At 60.2% G+C, this 19,566-nt stretch carries 15 protein-coding genes; 5 read left to right on the top strand and 10 right to left on the bottom strand.

What is annotated here, in order from left to right:
* Positions 1–139: 139 nt before the first annotated feature.
* Genes CCX46_RS12635 through CCX46_RS12625 form a run of 3 tightly spaced genes read left to right on the top strand, consistent with a single transcriptional unit; the run spans position 140 to position 5,615 of the window.
* Positions 140–1,384 carry an exonuclease SbcCD subunit D C-terminal domain-containing protein gene (locus CCX46_RS12635; protein WP_127926927.1) on the top strand — a complete coding sequence of 415 codons (1,245 nt, stop codon included), beginning with the start codon at positions 140–142 and terminating at the stop codon, positions 1,382–1,384.
* Positions 1,381–5,022, top strand: a complete 3,642-nt coding sequence (locus CCX46_RS12630; protein ID WP_127926925.1) for an AAA family ATPase — start codon at positions 1,381–1,383, stop codon at positions 5,020–5,022. The genes CCX46_RS12635 and CCX46_RS12630 overlap by 4 nt, the downstream gene beginning before the upstream one ends.
* Complete coding sequence (locus tag CCX46_RS12625) at positions 5,019–5,615, top strand: glutathione S-transferase (protein WP_127926923.1); 597 nt, start codon at positions 5,019–5,021, stop codon at positions 5,613–5,615. The genes CCX46_RS12630 and CCX46_RS12625 overlap by 4 nt, the downstream gene beginning before the upstream one ends.
* A gap of 127 nt (positions 5,616–5,742) precedes the next feature.
* Here CCX46_RS12625 and CCX46_RS12620 read toward each other — a convergent pair whose 3' ends face one another.
* The 8 genes from CCX46_RS12620 to CCX46_RS12580 all read right to left on the bottom strand — a co-directional run bounded on the left by CCX46_RS12620 (position 5,743) and on the right by CCX46_RS12580 (position 12,606).
* Positions 5,743–6,000, bottom strand: coding sequence for a hypothetical protein (locus tag CCX46_RS12620; protein ID WP_127926921.1), 258 nt, complete (start codon positions 5,998–6,000; stop codon positions 5,743–5,745).
* Positions 5,997–6,209, bottom strand: a complete 213-nt coding sequence (locus CCX46_RS12615) for a hypothetical protein (protein ID WP_127926918.1) — start codon at positions 6,207–6,209, stop codon at positions 5,997–5,999. The genes CCX46_RS12620 and CCX46_RS12615 overlap by 4 nt, the downstream gene beginning before the upstream one ends.
* A gap of 351 nt (positions 6,210–6,560) precedes the next feature.
* The gene (locus CCX46_RS12610; protein WP_122594286.1) at positions 6,561–6,740 is read right to left on the bottom strand and encodes a hypothetical protein; all 180 of its coding nucleotides are present in this window, start codon (positions 6,738–6,740) and stop codon (positions 6,561–6,563) included.
* Between the two features lie 156 nt (positions 6,741–6,896).
* Complete coding sequence (locus CCX46_RS12605) at positions 6,897–8,072, bottom strand: lactonase family protein (RefSeq protein ID WP_095050107.1); 1,176 nt, start codon at positions 8,070–8,072, stop codon at positions 6,897–6,899.
* Entirely contained in the window at positions 8,069–8,371 is a 303-nt protein-coding gene (locus tag CCX46_RS12600) for a DUF5629 family protein (protein WP_095050106.1), read from the bottom strand. The genes CCX46_RS12605 and CCX46_RS12600 overlap by 4 nt, the downstream gene beginning before the upstream one ends.
* 178 nt (positions 8,372–8,549) lie before the next feature.
* On the bottom strand, positions 8,550–10,130 hold the full coding sequence (locus CCX46_RS12595) for an aldehyde dehydrogenase (NADP(+)) (protein WP_127926916.1): 1,581 nt from the start codon (positions 10,128–10,130) through the stop codon (positions 8,550–8,552).
* Positions 10,131–10,139: 9 nt separating this feature from the next.
* On the bottom strand, positions 10,140–11,132 hold the full coding sequence (gene araD1, locus CCX46_RS12590) for an AraD1 family protein (RefSeq protein ID WP_127926914.1): 993 nt from the start codon (positions 11,130–11,132) through the stop codon (positions 10,140–10,142).
* Between the two features lie 151 nt (positions 11,133–11,283).
* Positions 11,284–12,606: an MFS transporter gene (locus tag CCX46_RS12580; protein ID WP_127926910.1), complete on the bottom strand. Its 1,323-nt coding sequence runs from the start codon at positions 12,604–12,606 to the stop codon at positions 11,284–11,286.
* A 193-nt stretch (positions 12,607–12,799) separates the two neighbouring features.
* On the opposite strand from CCX46_RS12580, the gene CCX46_RS12575 reads away from it, so the two are divergent.
* Positions 12,800–14,536, top strand: coding sequence for an IlvD/Edd family dehydratase (locus tag CCX46_RS12575; RefSeq protein WP_077573250.1), 1,737 nt, complete (start codon positions 12,800–12,802; stop codon positions 14,534–14,536).
* Between the two features lie 199 nt (positions 14,537–14,735).
* The gene (locus CCX46_RS12570; protein WP_122600168.1) at positions 14,736–15,455 is read left to right on the top strand and encodes a FadR/GntR family transcriptional regulator; all 720 of its coding nucleotides are present in this window, start codon (positions 14,736–14,738) and stop codon (positions 15,453–15,455) included.
* Between the two features lie 262 nt (positions 15,456–15,717).
* Here CCX46_RS12570 and CCX46_RS12565 read toward each other — a convergent pair whose 3' ends face one another.
* Together CCX46_RS12565 and CCX46_RS12560 are read right to left on the bottom strand one after the other, a co-directional pair.
* Positions 15,718–18,102 carry an efflux RND transporter permease subunit gene (locus tag CCX46_RS12565; RefSeq protein ID WP_127926908.1) on the bottom strand — a complete coding sequence of 795 codons (2,385 nt, stop codon included), beginning with the start codon at positions 18,100–18,102 and terminating at the stop codon, positions 15,718–15,720.
* A complete protein-coding gene (locus tag CCX46_RS12560) occupies positions 18,099–19,142 on the bottom strand; it encodes a WD40/YVTN/BNR-like repeat-containing protein (RefSeq protein ID WP_127926907.1) in 1,044 nt (347 codons plus the stop codon). Before CCX46_RS12560 ends, CCX46_RS12565 begins: the two co-directional genes overlap by 4 nt.
* Positions 19,143–19,566: the final 424 nt, after the last annotated feature.

The raw sequence follows: 19,566 nt of genomic DNA, 5'->3' as shown, positions 1-19,566 counted from the left end.
GAGTCAAACCGGGCCTTGCTGAATAGTCGTTGGCCTGCACAACAAGCCCTCGCGCCGCAATAATCTGTAAACTCTCCCCTCTTTCGCCGCCCTTCATTTCCTCGCGGCCATCACCTCTTTAATTGTTGCGGAGTCCACCTTGCGTCTGTTCCACACCTCCGACTGGCACCTTGGGCAAAACCTGCACGGCCAGGAGCGCGATTTCGAGCACGCCTGTTTTCTCGAATGGCTGCTGCGCCAACTGCAACTGGCGCAGCCGGATGTGCTGCTGATTGCCGGGGACATCTTCGACACGGTCAATCCGCCGGTCAAAGCTCAGGAACGGCTCTACGATTTCATCGTCAGCGCTCACGAGCAGCAACCGTTGCTGACCATCGTGATGATTGCCGGCAACCACGATTCCGGCTCGCGGATCGAACTGCCGGCGCCGTTGATGCGCCGTTTGCGCACGCATGCGCTGGGCCGGGTGTTGTGGCTGGATGATGGCCAACTCGATGCCGAGCGTTTGCTGCTGCCGCTGCCGAATGCCCAAGGCGAAATTGCAGCGTGGTGCCTGGCGCTGCCGTTTCTGCGCCCGGCGGAAGTCACCGGCGCGCATCTGGGCGACAACTATTTGCGTGGCATCGGTCAGGTGCATGAATGGCTGAGCGAAGCGGCCAATGCCAAGCGCAAGCCCGGTCAGGCATTGATCGCCATCAGCCACGCGCACATGGCTGGCGGCTCCGTGTCGGAGGATTCCGAGCGCAGCCTGATCATCGGTAACGCCGAAGCTCTGCCCGCCAGTCTGTTCGGGCCGAGCATCAGTTACGTCGCCCTCGGCCATTTGCACAAGCCGCAGAAGGTTAATGGTGAAGAGCGCATTCGCTACAGCGGCTCGCCGATTCCGTTGTCGTTCTCGGAAATCGGTTATCAGCACCAGATTCTCGACGTCACCCTCGACGGTGAAACCCTGGTCAGCGTCGAGCCGAAACTGATCCCGCGCTCGGTCAACCTGCAACGCATCGGTCCGGCACCGCTGGCCGAGATTCTGCTGCAACTGGCGGATCTGCCGAACATCGACCTGCTCGCCGAAACTCAGCGCCAGCCGTGGCTCGAAGTGCGCGTAACCCTCGACGAGCCGCAGCCGGATCTGCGCCATCAAGTGGAAAACGCTCTGCAAGGCAAAGCCGTACGACTGGTGCGCATTGCCGCTGAATACGCCGGCAACCGTGGTGCTGACGGCGTCGAAGATGGCACCGCGCTGATCGAACTCGACCAACTCACCCCGCAGGAATTGTTCAGCCGCGCCTGGTTCGACAACTACGGCAACGAGGTCGATGAACAGACGCTGAAGGACTTCGCCGAACTGCTGCAAGACGTACAACTGGAGGGCGAGCAGCCATGAAGATTCTCGCCATTCGTTTGAAAAACCTCGCCTCGCTGGCCGGCCCTTTCGAAATCGATTTCACCGCTGAACCGCTGGCCAGTGCCGGTTTGTTCGCGATCACCGGCCCGACCGGCGCCGGTAAAAGTACTTTGCTCGACGCCTTGTGCCTGGCGCTCTTCGGCGCCGTGCCGCGCCTGAACAACACTGGCCGCGACGCCAAAGTCCCCGATGCCGACGGCGAAATCGCCACCGGCGACCCGCGCACGTTGCTGCGTCGCGGTACCGGTGAAGGTTATGCCGAAGTGGATTTCGTCGGTGTTGATGGCCGTCGTTATCGGGCACGTTGGGAAGCCAATCGCGCCCGTGAGAAGGCCGGCGGCAAGCTGCAAGCCAGTCGTCAGAGCCTGCGCGACATCGATCAGGATCAACTGCTCGCCAGCCAGAAAGGCGAATACAAAACCCAACTGGAAGCCGCGCTCGGCCTGAACTTCGAACAGTTCACCCGCGCCGTGCTGCTGGCGCAGAGCGAGTTCAGTGCGTTCCTCAAAGCGGACGACAACGACCGCAGCGAACTGCTGGAAAAACTCACCGACACCGCGCTGTATACCCGCCTCGGCCGCCGCGCCTTCGACAAGACCAAAGAGGCCCGCGAAGCGCACAAGCTGTTGCAGGATCAGGCCACCGGCGTGACCCCGTTGGCGCCCGAAGCCCGGGCCGAGCTGGACGAGCGCTTCAACGCCGCGCAACAGCAGTTGAAGTTGCAGCAGGCGCAGCTCAAACAACTTGAGCAGCAGCACGGCTGGCTCAAGGACTTGCGTGTATTGCAGGACGCGCAGCAAGCCGCCGCAGAACAACTGCACAGTGCCCAGCAGCAATCGGAAAGTCTGGCCGGCGAGCGGGTGACACTGACGCGACTGGAGCAGCTCGGCCCGCAGCGGCACCAGTTCGCGCGTAAAACCGAACTCGATGCGCTGCTGACGCCGTTGGCCGCACAGATTGCTGCGCACTCGCAGCAACACGCCGAGCTGATCGAGCGCCAAACGCAACTGGAGCACAACCTCGAAACGGCGAATGTCGCCCTGAGCGAAGCGCAGCAACGGCAAAGCGAGAACGCGCCGCTGTTGCGTCAGGCCTTTGATGAGCAAAGCACCCTCGCCCGTCTGGCCAAGGATGTCGCGCAAAGTGCCGAAGCCAGGCTCAGTGCGCAGCAGGCTTGCACTGACGGCCAAAACGCCATTCAAGCCTTGCTGGATAAACAGACTCAAGTCGCCGAGCGCCTGCAACGCATCGCCGCCGAACTGGAACAAAGCGCTCATCTGGCGCCGTTGAGTGACGCGTGGAATGCCTACCGCGATCGCCTGCAACAGCTGATGCTGATCGGCAACCGCTTGAACAAGGGCCAAGCCGAACTGGCGAGCCTCGAAGAAAATGCCGCGCGCAGCGCCGCAGAACTGACCACGCAGAAGCAGCAACTGGAAGTGCTGTTCAAAGAGGCCGGCGCCGAACCCGATGCCGTCGCCGAGCAAATCGGCATCCTCGGCACGCTGCTGCAGGACAACCGCAAACAACTGCGCGCCTTCGAAGACCTGTCGCGCCTGTGGGCCACGCAGCAGGATCTCGACAAGCGCAGCACCGAGTTGCAACAGCGTCAACTCAACGCCCAGCAGGAGCGTGATCGCCTGACTCAGGACGGGGTGAAAAGCAAAGCCGAACTGACCGTCGCCGAACAAACCCTCAACGTCACCCGCGAGCTGCTTGAACGCCAGCGGCTGGCGCGCAGTGCCAGTGTCGAAGAGTTGCGCGCGCAGTTGCAGGACGATCAGCCATGCCCGGTCTGCGGCAGCAACGAGCATCCGTATCATCAGCCCGAAGCGCTGCTGCAAAGTCTTGGTCGCCATGATGAAAGCGAACAGGCCAACGCCCAGCAAGTGGTCGATCAGCTCAAGGAAAAGCTCATCGAACTGCGCGCCGAAGTCGGTGGCGTGATTGCGCAACAGAAAGAGCTGCTGCAACAGCAAGAACAACTGGTGAACCAGCAGCAAGCGTTGGCGCCAAGCCTCGATGCGCATCCGCTGTCCGCGCAGTTGTTCAATCAGGACGCCGCCAAGCGCGATGCCTGGCTCGCCCGGCAAAACGAGCAGCTGAACCAGAGCATCACTCAGGACGAACAACGCCAGAGCGCCCTGCTCACCCTGCAACAGGATGCCGCGCGCCTGACCCAGCAATTGCGTCAGGCCGAAACCGCGCATCAGCAAGCCGCGCAGCACCTGAGCAATCAGCAGCGCGAACTCGGCAGCGACCGTCAGCGCCTTGATGAGGAACTAACAGCGTTCGCCACGCTGCTCCCCGCCGATACCCTTGAAGCCTTGCGCCAGGAACCGGCGGCGACCTTCATGCAGCTCGACCGGCAGATCGCCGAGCGTCTGGCGCAAGTCGACCAGCAGAAGGAAGAACTCACCGAGCAGCAACAGCGTCAGCAGACGCTGGAGAAAGAGCAGGATCGCCAGCAGACCCGCGTCCAGCAAGCGCAAACGGCTGAGCAACAGTTCAATGCGCTGGCCGAACAGCAGCAACTCTGCCAGGACAAACTTGCGCAGTTGCTGGGTGAACACGGCAGCGCCGAGCAGTGGCAGCAGCAACTGGAACAGGCTGTGGAGCAAGCGCGCTCTGCCGAAACTGGCACAGCTCAAGACCTGCAAAACGTGCGCACGCAGATTGTGCAGATCGCCGCTGAACTCAAGGCGCAGCAACAGAGTTTGCAGGCGCTGCAAAGCGAGAATCAGGATCTGGCGAGCAAGATTGCCGACTGGCGCGCTCGTCATCCCGAGCTGGATGACGGCGGCCTCGAAGACTTGTTGCGGGTCGATGATGAGCAAGTCGCGCAATTGCGCCAGCGCTTGCAGCTCAATGAAAAAGCCATCGAACAAGCCAGGGTCTTGCTGCAGGAGCGTGATCGGTTGTTGCTCGATCATCAGTCGCAACACAACGGCAATCTTGATGCCGAGCAACTCACCACCGCTTTGAGCGATTTGCAGAATCAGTTCAATGTCAGCGAGCAGCAATGCGCCGAACTGCGTGCCGAACAGGCTGAAGATCAGCGCCGGCAGAACGCCAACCAGGCGCTGGCCCAGCAGATCGCCGATGCCTACGCCGAATATCAACGCTGGGCGCGACTGAGTGCCTTGATCGGCTCGGCCACCGGTGACACCTTCCGCAAGATCGCCCAGGCCTACAACCTCGACCTGCTGGTGCACCACGCCAACGTGCAGTTGCGCCAACTGGTCAAACGCTATCGCCTCAAGCGCGGTGGCAGCATGCTTGGCCTGCTGGTGATGGACACCGAAATGGGCGATGAACTGCGTTCGGTGCACTCGTTGTCCGGCGGCGAGACGTTCCTGGTGTCGCTGGCGTTGGCATTGGGACTAGCGTCGATGGCGTCGAGCACGCTGAAAATCGAATCGCTGTTTATCGATGAAGGCTTTGGCAGCCTTGATCCGGAATCGCTGCAACTGGCGATGGATGCGCTCGATGGTTTGCAGGCGCAGGGGCGCAAGGTCGCGGTGATTTCCCATGTGCAGGAAATGCACGAGCGGATTCCGGTGCAGATTCAGGTGCAGCGCCAAGGCAATGGTTTGAGCACGCTGGAGGTAAAATGAACACGCTGTACTCCTTCCGCCGCTGCCCGTACGCGATGCGGGCGCGGATGGCGCTGCGTTATTCGGGCGTGGCGGTGGACATCGTTGAAGTCAGCCTCAAGGCCAAGCCAGCGGAGATGCTGGCGATCTCGCCGAAGGGCACAGTGCCGGTGCTGGATGCCGATGGGCGGGTGATTGATGAGAGCCTGGAGATCATGCGCTGGGCGTTGGCGCAGAATGATCCGGATGATTGGTTGCTCAAAGATGACGCAGGTGCGCAAGTCATCATGGACATGCTGATCAAAACCAACGATGAGGTTTTCAAAACATCGCTGAACCACTACAAATACGCCGAGCGCTTTCCCGAGGAGCCGATGGAGGTCTATCGGATGCGATGCTCAATGATTGCGCATCATCTGGATCTGACGCTGGGTGAATACGACTACCTGTTGGCTGACCATCCGTGCCTGGCCGATATCGCCCTGCTGCCCTTCGTTCGGCAGTTTGCCCATGTTGATCGTGAGTGGTTTGCACAGACGCCTTATGTTCGCTTACAGGCCTGGTTGCAGCGCTTCCTCGAGTCCGAACTGTTCACCTCGATCATGAAGAAATAACCCTCACCTTCCTGCTTGATGATCGTTCCCACGCTCTGCGTGGGAATACCTCAAGGGACGCTCTGCGTTCCAATCGGACGCGGAGCGTCCGGGGCTGCATTCCCACGCGGAGCGTGGGAACGATCAGTCAGGCCAGCGCTTGGCACATGCCGAGCGCCATGCAATCCACTTCGAATGGCCCGAGAAAATCGGCCGAAGCCTTTACCGGTGGATTGCCGGCCATCAGCCCCAGCGTGTTCGCCCGTTCGATATTGTGCGCAATGTTGTGATTGGCCTCTATGGCCCGGGCCAGTGCGCCCACCGAGCCTTGACCGATACCCAATAATGAAGCGCCGTTGGTGAAAAACGCCAAACCGGCGACTACCCAAAGTCTGTAGCCTTTCATGCTCCGCCGACTCCTGCGAGTTCGGCCCGGTCGACCATCACGCTTTGCGAGCGGACTTCAAACTGGATGCCTGGGTGGGCGACTTGAATCGGTGCGTCGAAGGTGTGTTCCATCTGCGATGCGATGCTGACGACCAGCACCACGACCAGGTAAAGACCGATGGCCAGGTAGGCGCCGCGTTTGGCTGAATGAATGATTGTGCTGGCCATGGTGTTCTCCCGTGGGCATGTTTCGATGTCCACAGAATCAATCAAAAAAGCCGCGCTAACCACTCAGGGTTTGCCATAGTAAACATCAGCTTCGTTGATTATTTAGCCAGTCTATTTGCGTGTTTGAACAAAACTATCGTGCTGCGAAAAACACACGTGCAGGAGCTGCCGAAGGCTGCGATCTGATCGTTCCCATGCTCAGCGTGGGAATGCCTCTCGGGACGCTCTGCGTCCAGTGACGCGGAGCGTCACGGGCTGCGTTCCCACGCGGAGCGTGGGAACGATCCCAAGGGCAAGATCAAGACTGCAGCCTTCGGCAGCTCCTACAGGGAGTTGTGCAGAACGGGCATTTCAGTGTTGGGCTTTGTGATCCAGGGCGGCGTAGAAGTTGGCGCTCTGTTGCAGGTATTTCTGGGTGTAGCTCTGGGTGTGGGATTTTTTGCTGGCGATTTCAACGTTGGCACTGGCTGGCAGCACAACGGTGGCAGAGATGGCGGAAGCGGCAATCACGGAGAAGAGATTGAAGTTCATGGCGGTAACCCTCGTGTTCAGTTAGCTGGTTTGCCCGGTTGGGCCGTGGAGCAAACTTAACGCTCTAGGGTTGATCGCTTGAAATGCTTTGTAGCATTACCGGATATCAGCGCGATTAATACAAAGAGACAGGCCCCGTAAACCGGGGCCTGTGGCTTATTGTCGCACTATGAACTTGAGGTCACTGGGCGCGTCCATCGGCAGTTTCTGCACGGTTTTGCCGAGCAGACCGGTCTTGCCATCGCGCTCGACGACGACAATTTCGTTGCTCTTCTGGTTGGCAATCAGCAGGAATTTGCCACTTGGATCGAGGCTGAACTCGCGCGGGTGATCACCGTCCACCGAACGCTTTTGCAGCTCTTTGAGCTGGCCGGTGGCCGGATCGATTGCGAACACCACCAATTGATTGGCGGTACCGCGGTTGCTGACGTAGAGGAACTTGCCATCGGCTGAGGCATGCAGCGCCGCGCCAGCCTTGTCCGAGGTTGGCTGACCAGCGGCCAGATCGACCAGTTGCGTCTGGGTCAGCACGCCATCGTGGTAATCGAACACCGCGACTTGCGCGCTCATTTCCATGGTCAGCCAGGCGTGTTTGCCGTCAGCGCTGAACAGCAGATGACGCGGACCGCTGCCGGCCGGCAAGGGCACTGCAGCGGTCATCGCCGGCGTCAGCGGCAAGTCCGGGTTGGCCTTCGGATCGAACAGGTAAACGAAGACCTTGTCCGCGCCCAGATCGTTGGAGAACACGTAGCGGCCGTCAGGCGAAGAAACCGTCGAGTGCACGTGGTTGGAGGCCTGGCGCTCAAGATTGATCCGGCTCGCCGGGTGCGCGCTCATCTGCACGACGGGTTTGAGTTTGCCGTCAGCACCGACCGGCAATACCGCCAGCGTTCCACCCGGATCTTCCATCACCGAATAGTTGCTGACGAACAAGTGGCTAGCATCACCACTGAGGCTCGAATGGGTCGGCTCGTTGCCCAGGCTCTGCACTTGATTGATCAGGGTCAGCGTGTGGGTTTTCGGATCGATCGAATAGCTGCTGACACGGCCGACCGGGTCTTTCTGGCCCGGGCCGTTTTCGTTGACCACGAACAGCCTGCGCTGGTCTTTGGACAGCGTCAGCCATGACGGATTTTCGCTTTTGACCACTTGCAGCGGTTTGGCGGCGATCTGGCCGGTGGCACTGTCGAAGTTCATTCGATAGAGGCCCTGGCTGGTGTTGGCGGTGTAGGAACCGACCAGCAACTGGAAGTTCTCGGCGGATGCGCTGGAAAGCCCCATGGCACCGACGCTGCCGGCCATCAGCAGCGGCCAGAATTTACGCATTTTCATTGATTGTCATCCTCGTCATCGCTGCTGCTGACTACGTCGCCATGACAAACCAAGCGGTGTTCGCCGATCGCTTTGGTTTCATTGAAATAACCGACGATCAACCAGCTCTGCAAAGAGTCGTCGAAAGTTGCAGCGGCAACCTGAACCGGGGTGAATTCCCAATGCTTGGCCGCTCGGCCGTCGATGCATTCGATGTGCAGATTGTCGTCTTCATCGAGGAAAAATTCGAAGGCGTGCAAGCCGTCGATTTCGACCATATCGGATTGTTCGAGGACGTCGAGAAGGGTTTGGGCAGTCATGGCAAACAGTCTTTCTAGGGGGGAAAGGGCCAATGATAGCTCAATGTGATCCAGAGGCCTTATGGGAACCCTTGTGGGAGCGAGCCTGCTCGCGAATGCGGTGTGTCAGGCCATGAAAGGCTGACTGAAAGAATGCATTCGCGAGCAGGCTCGCTCCCACAGGGATATTGCCTGGCAGTTACAGCGCGTCGCGTGAGGACTTGCCGTCAACCAGGCGCTGGATACGCAACGGGTTGGCATTTTTCAGCGGCTCGGGCAGCAAGCTGTCCGGGTAGTTCTGGAAGCACACCGGGCGCAGAAAGCGGTCGATGGCCAGCGTACCGACGGAGGTGCCGCGTGCGTCGGATGTCGCCGGATACGGCCCGCCGTGCACCATCGAATCACACACCTCGACACCGGTCGGATAACCGTTGAGCAGGATCCGCCCGACCTTCTGTTCCAGCAACGGCGTCAGCTCAGGGAAGCGTTCGAAGTCCGCCTGCTCGCCAATGATGGTCGCCGTCAGTTGCCCGTGCAGGCCGTGAAGTGCAGCGCTGAGTTGCGATTTGTCTGCCACTTCGACAATCACCGTGGTCGGGCCGAACACTTCTTCCTGCAGCACTTCATCGCCATCGATCAACAGGCTGGCATCGGCCTTGAACAACTGCGGCTGCGCTTGATTGCCCTGCTGTGGATTGCCGGCCAGATGCTCAATGCCGGGATGCGCCAGCAGTTGCTGCAAGCCTTTACCGTAGCTGCCGAGGGTGCCGGCGTTGAGCATGGTTTGCGCCGGTTGATCACCGATCAAACCCGCAACCTGCTGCACGAACGCGCTGAACTCTGGCGAGCGGATGCCGATGACCAGGCCCGGATTGGTGCAGAACTGACCGCAGCCCTGCACCACCGAAGCAGTCAGGTCGCGGGCGACCGTTTCCGAACGCTCGGCAAGGGCCTGCGGCAGGATGATCACCGGGTTGATGCTCGACATCTCGGCAAACACCGGAATCGGTTGCGGGCGTGCAGCGGCCATGTCGCACAGCGCACGACCGCCCTTGAGCGAACCGGTGAAACCCACTGCCTGGATCGCCGGATGCTTGACCAGCCATTCGCCGACGCCGCCACCGTAGATCATGTTGAACACACCGGCGGGCATGGCGGTTTTTTCGGCGGCGCGAATCAGCGCATCGGCGACCCGTTCAGCCGTGGCCATGTGACCGCTGTGGGCCTTGAACACCACCGGGCAACCGGCGGCCAGCGCCGATGCGGTGTCGCCGCCAGCGGTGGAGAATGCCAGTGGAAAGTTGCTCGCGCCGAACACCGCCACCGGGCCAAGACCAATGCGGTATTGACGCAGATCCGGGCGCGGCAGCGGCTGACGATCCGGCAGCGGCAGGTCGATCCGCGCACCGTAGAAATCACCGCGACGCAGCACTTTGGCGAACAGACGCATCTGCCCGCTGGTGCGACCGCGCTCGCCTTGAATGCGTCCGGCCGGCAACGCCGTTTCGCGGCAGACCACGGCGACAAAATCATCGCCGAGCGCATCCAGCTCATCGGCGATCGCGTCGAGAAACTGCGCGCGGCGTTCGGCGCTGAGGCTGCGGTATGCCGGATACGCGGCAGCGGCGGCTTTAGCGGCGGCGTCGACTTCTTCAGCCGTGGCCTGGATGAAATCGTGCGGCAGCTGTTCGCCCGTCGTGGCGTCGACCGATTGCAGTTTGACGTTGCCAGCGGCGCTGCGCTGACCGCCGATGTAGTTGTGACCGAGAATCTGAGTCATGGGATCTCCTTAAAGGGTGCCGATGCTGTCCGGTACAAAAGCCGCTGGAACCGGAACGATGCCATTGACCAGCGGCGCGCCGAATTCGGCCTGGCTGATTTCGAAGACGTCGCCCGGCTGGGTGCGGATGCCATCGGCGAACGACAGGGTCGCAGTGCCGAAGAAATGAATGTGCACGTCGCCGGGACGCAGGAACTGGCTGTACTTGAAGTGGTGGTATTCGAGGTTGGCGAGGCTGTGGCACATGTTCGCTTCACCGCTGAGAAATTCGTTCTGCCAGAGCACTTCGCCGTCACGCAGAATGCGACTGGTGCCTGCCAGATGTTGAGGCAGTTCACCGGTGCGAAGTTCCGGGCCGTAACTGCAACTGCGCAATTTCGAGTGCGCGAGGTACAGGTAATTCTTGCGCTCCATGATGTGATCGGAGAACTCGTTGCCGACCGCAAAACCCAGGCGATAAGGCTTGCCGTCGTTGCCGATGATGTACAGGCCGGCCATTTCCGGCTCTTCACCGGCGTCTTCGGCAAATGGCGGTACCGGGAAGGGTTGGCCCGGGCGGACGACGATGCTGCCGTCGCCTTTGTAAAACCATTCAGGTTGTACGCCAGCCTGCCCCGCCGCCGGTTTGCCGCCCTCCACGCCCCATTTGAAGATGCGCATGGTGTCGGTCATCGTCGCTTCATCGCCGGCCTGCTGGTGCATTTTGTCCCGCGCCGAGGCGCTGCCCAGATGCGTCAGGCCGGTGCCGCTGATCAGCATGTGCGCCGGGTCCGGGTGGTCGAGTGGCGGCAGGATGCGCAACTGGGACAGCAACTCGGCGTAGTCGTGGCTGATGCCGAGTCCGAGGGTTTGCACTTGCTGCTCAAGGGTGTTGCCGGCTTCGATGGCGGCCAGTGCCAGATCGCGCACGCTGCGGGCGTCCTGGACTTCGCGCACCAGACCGTTGTCGACCACGCCGACGCGGCGTTCGCGGTTGCTTAATTCGAATTGAACCAGATGCATGTTCTTCTCCTATTCTCTCAAAAACACCGCTATCCCCTGTGGGAGCGAGCCTGCTCGCGAAAGCGGTGTGTCAGTCACCTCAAATGTTGAATGTGCCGGCCTCTTCGCGAGCAGGCTCGCTCCCACAAGGGATTTGCGTTGCTTTAAAAATTCAGGTGCGGGTGGCGCCACGGGCGCTGGCAGCAAATTGGTCAACCGGCAGGACGTGTTTGCGCTCAAGTACGCGGTAGACAACGCCGGTCAGGATCAAACCGAACACCATCACGCCCGACAGGAAATACAGGCCAGACGCAAGATTCCCGGTGTATTCCTTCAACGCCCCAATCACAAACGGCCCGATGTACCCGCCCAGATTCCCCACCGAATTGATCAGCGCAATCCCCGCCGCTGCACTCGCGCCGGCAAAGAACCGTCCCGGCAAGGTCCAGAACACCGCCGTGCAGGAAAACAGCGCAAACGCCACCAGACACAGCGCCGCCAACTGGGCCACCGGCAACGACAGCCACGCACTCATGAACAAGCCAATCGCGCCCAGCACATAAAGGACGGCGAGATGGCCGTAACGATCATTCAAGCGATCGGAACTGCGCGGCACGATCAGCAATCCGATGATGCCGAAGATGTACGGCACCGACGAGACGAAACCGGTGACCAGATCGCTGCCACCGAACTGTTTGATCAATGTCGGCAACCACAAACCCAAGCCATAAATGCTCAACGTCACCGGCAGATAGAACAGCGCCAGCAACAACACACGTTTGTCTTTCAGCGCATGCAGCGGGTTGCCGTGGCGAGTCTGGCCGTATTCCTGCAAATCCTTTTTCAGCTCGCCGGTCAGCCAGTCCTTTTCCGCCTGATCCATCCACTTCACTTGCTGCGGACCATCCGGCAACCAGCGCAACACCGGCCAGGTGAGCAGGATCGCCGGAGTACCGATGACGATGAACAACCACTGCCAGCCATGCAGGCCAAGGACGCCGTCCATGCCAAGCAAACCACCAGACACCGGGCCGGTGATCATCATTGCGATCGGTTGCGAGAGGATGAACAGCCCGAGGATCTTGCCGCGATGGCGCACCGGGAACCATTGAGTGATGTAGTAGAGAACGCCGGGGAAGAACCCCGCCTCGGCCGCGCCAAGCAGGAAGCGCATCACGTAGAAACTATGCGGCCCCTGAACGAAGGCCATGCCGATAGTGATGGCGCCCCAAGTGATCATGATCCGCGCGAACCAGCGTCGTGCGCCGAAGCGTTCGAGCATCAGGTTGCTGGGAATTTCGAAGAGGAAGTAGCCAATGAAGAACAGCCCGGCGCCGAGGCCGTAAGCCGCATCGCCAATGCCAATGTCGGCGCCCATGTGCAGCTTGGCGAAGCCGACGGCGGAGCGATCCACATAGGCGATCAGGTACAGCAGGATCAGGAAGGGAATCAGTTTCAGCGTAATGCGCCGTATCAGCCGCAGTTCCTGGCTCATGAGATCGGTCTCCGATTGTTGTTTTTATAGAACCTCGGGGGACGCCTCTCACGCAAAACCGTCAGGGCCATCCCTCCGTCGAAAACGACTATATAGTAATACTAATTCACCAACAACACTTCCAAACCTAGGATTTTGCGCTTAGATTAAGCCGTAGTTGGAACACTATAGTCATACAATAAGAGAATCGATCATGTCTGATAAGAAACCCACCCTGCGCTCCGCCCAATGGTTTGGCACGGCCGACAAGAACGGCTTCATGTACCGCAGCTGGATGAAGAATCAGGGCATCGCCGACCACCAGTTCCATGGCAAGCCGATCATCGGCATCTGCAATACCTGGTCGGAATTGACCCCGTGCAACGCGCACTTCCGCCAGATCGCGGAGCACGTCAAACGCGGGGTGATCGAGGCCGGTGGCTTCCCAGTGGAATTCCCGGTGTTCTCCAACGGCGAATCGAACCTGCGCCCGACCGCCATGCTCACCCGTAACCTGGCGAGCATGGACGTTGAGGAAGCGATTCGCGGCAACCCGATCGACGGCGTGGTGCTGCTGACCGGTTGCGACAAAACCACCCCGGCGCTGCTGATGGGCGCGGCGAGTTGCGACGTGCCGGCGATTGTTGTCACCGGCGGGCCGATGTTGAACGGCAAGCACAAGGGCAAGGACATTGGTTCCGGCACGGTGGTCTGGCAGCTCAGCGAACAGGTCAAGGCTGGCACCATCACCATCGACGATTTCCTTGCAGCCGAGGGCGGCATGTCGCGCTCGGCGGGCACCTGCAACACCATGGGCACGGCGTCGACGATGGCCTGCATGGCTGAAGCACTCGGCACTTCGCTGCCGCACAACGCGGCGATTCCGGCCGTGGATGCGCGGCGTTATGTGCTGGCGCACATGTCCGGCATGCGGGCGGTGGAGATGGTTCGCGAAGATTTGAAACTGTCGAAGATTCTGACCAAGGAAGCTTTCGAAAACGCCATCCGGGTCAACGCCGCGATCGGCGGCTCGACCAACGCGGTGATTCACTTGAAAGCCATCGCCGGGCGCATTGGCGTCGAGCTGGATCTGGACGACTGGACCCGTATCGGGCGCGGCATGCCGACCATCGTCGACCTGCAACCGTCGGGGCGCTTCCTGATGGAAGAGTTCTATTACGCCGGTGGTTTGCCAGCGGTGTTGCGTCGTCTCGGTGAGGCCAATCTGATTCCTAACCCGAATGCGTTGACCGTCAACGGCAAGTCGATCGGCGAGAACACCAAGGACGCGCCGATCTATGGCGAAGACGAGGTGATCCGCACGCTCGACAATCCGATCCGTGCTGACGGTGGCATCTGTGTGCTGCGTGGCAACCTGGCGCCACTCGGTGCGGTGCTCAAGCCTTCCGCTGCAACGCCGGAACTGATGCAGCATCGCGGTCGTGCGGTGGTGTTTGAAAACTTCGATATGTACAAGGCGCGGATCAATGATCCGGAGCTGGATGTCGATAAAGATTCGATTCTGGTGATGAAGAACTGCGGGCCGAAGGGTTATCCGGGCATGGCTGAAGTCGGCAACATGGGCTTGCCGGCCAAACTGTTGGCGCAGGGCGTGACCGACATGGTGCGCATTTCTGATGCGCGGATGAGCGGCACGGCGTACGGCACGGTGGTTTTGCACGTGGCGCCGGAAGCCGCGGCTGGCGGGCCTTTGGCGACGGTGAAAGAAGGCGACTGGATCGAGCTGGACTGCGCCACCGGACGCTTGCACCTGGACATTTCGGACGCCGAACTGGCGGCACGCATGGCGGATCTGCAGCCGCCGCAGCAGTTGCTGGTGGGCGGTTATCGTCAGCTGTACATCGACCATGTGCTGCAGGCGGATCAGGGTTGTGACTTTGACTTCCTGGTCGGTTGCCGAGGCGCGGAAGTCCCCCGCCACTCTCACTGACCTTCTCCACCGATCGTTCCCATGCTCCGCGTGGGAATGCCTCAAGGGACGCTCCGCGTTCCAGCTCTGAAATGGGACGCAGAGCGTCCCGGGCAGCATTCCCACGCAGAGCGTGGGAACGATCATTACCCGCCTCAAGATTGTCTGGTGCCTGCTATGATGCGCGGCATCTCCATCGCTCAGGATCGCGCCACTCCCCATGGATTACCGCAAACCCTCCGACCGCAAAAGCATGCACTCGCGCATCGTCCAGGAACTGGGCATGCAGATCGTCTCCGGACGCTTCAAGCCCGACGACAAACTGCCCGCCGAAGCCCTGCTGTGCGAGGAGTACGCGGTCAGCCGGCCAGTGTTGCGCGAAGCCACGCGAGTACTGGTAGCCAAGGGTCTGGTGTATTCGAAGCCACGCGTCGGCACGGTGGTCAAGGCCCGCCGCGAATGGCACATGCTCGACCCGGACGTTCTGCACTGGCTGATGCAAAGCAGCCCGCAGAATGAATTCTTCAATGTGCTGACCAGTGTGCGCAGCATTATCGAACCGGCCGCTGCTGCCCTCGCCGCCCAGCATGCCACCGATGCCGAAATTGCCGGGATCGGTGAGGCTTACCAGCGCATGGAAGCCGCGCCGACGCCGGAAGCGTTGTTGCAGCCGGATCTGGACTTCCACAGCCGGATTGCCGATGCGACGCACAATGATTTGCTGGCGAACCTGTGCAACATGTTGTCGGTGGCGATTGCCGAGGCATTGAAGCATTCGAATCAGCGGCCGAATCTGCATGAATTGGCGTTGCCACGGCATAAGGCGATTTTGACCGCCATTGAAAATCGTGATGCCCTGGGTGCTCGGCATGCGACGTTGGTGCAGCTGGATGATGCGCGTAGTGCGTTGAGTGTTGTGCTTGGCGCTGAACTCACTTAACGCTTGAGATCCTCTGCCCTCCCCCTAGCCCTCTCCCAGAGGTAGAGGGGACCGATTGGGGAATATTCGAGATTTACGCCGACTTGAACGATTTGCTGTGAATCCATAATCGACTCGGTATCTCAGGTCGATGGATCAAGCCGCACACCTCGGTCAGTCCCCTCTCCCTCCGGGAGAGGGTTAGGGTGAGGGGCTCTTGATCTTAAAACACAAAAAAAGCCGCACCCCTAAGGTTGCGGCTTTGTCTTTTCAGCCCTTCAGATCAGTGGGCAAACAACGAGTTCCCCTTCTGCCCCGCCAGTTTCTCCGGCTTGATCAGGAACTTCGCCAGTGCCGGCAGCAGCCACAGCGCACCGAACATGTTCCACAGCAGCATGAAGGTCAGCATCAGGCCCATGTCGGCCTGGAACTTGATCGCCGAGAAGATCCAGGTGCACACACCAATTGCCAGGCACAGGCCGGTGAACAGCACCGCTTTACCGGTGGATTTCAGCGTCTGGTAATAGGCTTCCTGCAACGGCAACCCGGCACGCAGGAAACTTTCCAGACGGCTGTAGATGTAGATGCCGTAGTCGACACCAATCCCCACACCCAACGCCACCACCGGCAAGGTCGCAACCTTCACGCCGATGCCCATGAACGCCATCAGCGCGTTGCCGAGTACCGAGGTCAGCACCAGCGGCAGGACGATGCACAGGGTCGCCGCCCACGAACGGAAGGTGATCATGCACATCACCGCCACGCAGATGTACACCAGAATCAGGATGGTCAGCTCAGCCTGCTTGATGACTTCGTTGGTAGCCGCTTCGATCCCGGCGTTACCGGCCGCGAGGATGAATTCCAGGCCGTCCTTGTTGTTGTCCTTGGCGAATTCCTGCACCGCGTGCACCGCACGATCAAGGGTTTCAGCCTTGTGATCGTTGAGGAACACCAGCACCGGCGCCAGCGAGCAACTGTTGTTGTACAGACCGTCGGCGCGGGCAATCGAGTTGTTCAGCACGTCCGGGTTGCGCGACAGGGTTTCCCATTTCAGGTTGCCCTCGTTCATGCCCTTGATCATCTGCTTGGACACGGTCACCAGCGAGATCGCCGACTGCACGCCCTCGGTGTTCTGCATCTTCCACATCAACTCGTCGATCGGCGCCATGGCTTCATAACGCGAACAACCTTCGGCCTTGGTCTTGACCATCACCACCAATACGTCAGAGCTGGTGGAGTAATTGCTGATGATGAAGTTGTTGTCCTTGTTGTAGCGCGAGTCCGGACGCAGTTCCGGTGCGCCCTGGTCGAGGTCGCCGATTTTCAGGTTCTGGCTGTACCAGAGGCCGCCACCGAAGGCGATCAATGCCAGCAGCACCGAGATGCGGGCGACTTTCGGGTTGGCGAAGTTCGACAGCAGGCGCCAGAACGGATGCTCGCGGTTGGCGTCCTTCTTGCTCCGGGCAATCGCGCGCTTGCTGATGCCGACATAGGAAATCGCCACCGGCAGCAGAATCAGGTTGGTGAACACGATCACTGCCACGCCGATCGACGCGCCAATCGCCAGTTCACGGATCACGCCGATGTCGATGATCAGCAGCGTGATGAAACCCACCGCATCCGCCAGAATCGCGATCATCCCCGGCAGGAACAGTTGCCGGAAGGTACGCCGCGCTGCGGTCAGGGCGTTGTCGGCCTCGCTGGATTGCAGGGCGATACCGTTGATCTTCTGCACGCCGTGGGAAATGCCGATGGCGAATATCAGGAATGGCACCAGCATCGAATACGGATCAAGTCCGAAGCCGAAGAAGTGCATCAAACCGAGTTGCCAGACCACCGCTACCAGCGTCGTGCTCAACACCGCAATGGTGCTGCGCACGCAGTTGGTGAACCACAGCAGCAGGATCAGGGTGATGACGAAGGCGATGCCGAAGAACAACACGACCATCACCAGACCATCGATCAGGTCGCCGACCTTCTTGGCGAAACCGACGATGTGGATCTTGACGTTGGGGTTCTGCGCTTCGAACTTGTTGCGGATCTTGTCTTCGAGTTCATGGGAGAACTTGCGATAGTCCAGCGCGAGCAACTTGCCCTGGTCTTCCGGATCCGGGTAGGACTCCAGCAGCGGGATGTCGACGATGCTCGACTTGAAGTCGTTGGCCACCAGACGCCCGACCTGGCCGGACTTGAGCACGTTGTTGCGCAGTAGATCGAGGCTGTCCTGCGAGCCGTTGTAGCTCTGCGGGATCACTTCACCGCCGGCAAAACCCTCTTCGGTCACTTCGGTCCAGCGCACGCTCGGACTCCACAGCGACTTCAGGCCGGAACGGTCGACGCCGGAGATGTAGAACACCTCGTCGTTGATCTGGCGCAGGGTCTCCATGTACTCCTTGGAGAAGATGTCGCCGTCCTTGGCTTCCACCGAAATACGCACGGTGTTGCCCAGGTTCGCCAGATCGTTGCGGTGCTCCATCATCTTCTCGATGAACGGATGCTGGAGCGGGATCATTTTTTCGAAACTGGTGGAAGGCCGGATCAGCGTGGCCTGCCAGAACAGGAAAATGCTCACCACCAGACAGATCAGGATTACTGCCGGGCGGTTGTTGAAGATCAGGCGTTCAAGAAACGTCGCCTTGTCCTGCTGAGGAGTGATCAAGGAAGTCATAGCCCCGCCTTCTTGTTATTGATCTCGGCACCGTTAGGCAGTGTGGTGTGAACGCCGCCCTGCCCGCTCAGAATCAGGTTGCCGTCGCCGGCCGCAGTGACCGATGACAGCGAAATGCGGTCCGGACGGTTGAACACACTGAAGGTCTCGCCGTTGTCGCTGCTGCTGATCACCGAGCCGCCGTTACCGACGATCACGATCGAGCCGTCCTCAAGAAGGGTCGCACCTGACAGGCCGAACTCCAGCGCCCCACGTGCAGCTTTCAGTTCGACCTGCTCCCAGGTGCTGCCGAAATCCGTGGAGCGATAAAGATTGCCGCGCAAGCCGTACGCCAGCAGGGTCTGCGGCTGCGCCGTGCCGATCACACCGAACAGCGAACCTTCGTACGGGCCTTCGAGTTTTTCCCAGGTCTGGCCGTCGTCGGCGGAGCGAAACATGCTGCCCGACTCGCCGACGATGAACAGCCCGGCATCCTTCACCGCCGCGATGGCGTTGAGGTGGAACTGGTCTTCGTTGTCGAGGCGGTCGCTGACGTCTTGCCAGTTTTTACCGCCGTCGGTGGTTTCCATCAACGCGCCGTACGCGCCCACGGCGAGACCGCTGTTGACGTCCTTGAACCAGACGTCGAGCAGCGGCGATTCACGTTTGAGGTCTTCGAATTGTTTGGTCCAGGTCAGACCGCCGTCTGCGCTGGCGAGGATTTGTGCGTCGTGACCGACCGCCCAGCCGTGCTTGTCGTCGACAAAATACACAGCCGTCAGCAGTTGCCGGCTCGGCACCTTGGCCTGTTTCCAGGTTTTGCCCTGGTCATCGGAATAAAGGATGTGCCCGCGATCGCCGACCGCGACCAGTCGCGCACCGGCGTGGACGACGTCGAGAATCAGGCTTTTCGCGGCTTTGGCGGATTCGGTGGCATAGACCACATCGGCCGGGGCCTCGGCGGCAATCACAGGTGCCGACAACGTGGCAAAGCCCAGCAGAGAGAGTGCTGTGGCCAGCAACGCGGTGTTGCGTAACGCCGGCGGGCGGCAACGACTCATAGACCTTCCCCTATTTATTATTGTTAGGCCATCTGGCCTTCAAGGGCGCCGCAAGTGTGCTCCGCTGATGGCTGCTCAGGAGCATAGTCCTGAAACCCGCAATCCAGAGCCACTTCGGAAGCTGGCTCATCCTATCGGGCTTTCGAAACGTCTGACAATCGGCGCCACGTTATCTTTTGTTAACCGAAAGCGGCCCTCTACCGACGCTGATTTCCATTGTGGGAGCGAGCCTGCTCGCGAATGCGGTGCACCAGTCACCCAGTTTATTGGCTGACCCACCGCTTTCGCGAGCAGGCTCGCTCCCACAGGGGTTAGGGGGGGTCTTGGTATTTGTGGTTGTCAGTGAATGCGGCGCCATTCGCCGGATGTATGACGCAATTCTTGCGCGGGGGACTTGCACGATTGGTATTATGGTATACCATCA

This window comes from Pseudomonas sp. RU47, assembly GCF_004011755.1.
GTDB lineage: Bacteria > Pseudomonadota > Gammaproteobacteria > Pseudomonadales > Pseudomonadaceae > Aquipseudomonas.
The sequence above is the reverse complement of the archived record's forward strand: the minus strand, read 5'-3'. Positions and strand labels throughout refer to the sequence as shown.